General features: G+C 34.3%; 1 pseudogene. It reads right to left on the minus strand.

The features are described from left to right. Positions 1-277, minus strand: a pseudogene (locus DM397_RS00205) (cell filamentation protein Fic); the annotation flags it as partial.

Genomic DNA, 277 nt, shown 5'->3' on the forward strand with positions numbered 1-277 from the left:
CCAATCTTTTCCGCTATCGGAAGTTCCGGACTTTAATAAAAAATGGAGTTCTTTTATAATGGATTCGGTGAGCTTATTATTTGCTTTTTCAATAATAAAATCGATGCATCGAAAGTGATTGGAAGTTTCAATAATGTCATCTACATTGACGCTTTCTTTGGATGCTCCAATGGTATTGGTTTCAAAAATATATCTTGTCTGGTCATGAGTTAGCCTGCTTCCTTCAATTTTATTTGAATTATAGGTTAAATCAATTTGTGTCCGGTGATAGATGCCG

The sequence above is a fragment of the Flavobacterium nitrogenifigens genome, from assembly GCF_003254565.1.
GTDB classification, from domain to species: domain Bacteria; phylum Bacteroidota; class Bacteroidia; order Flavobacteriales; family Flavobacteriaceae; genus Flavobacterium; species Flavobacterium nitrogenifigens.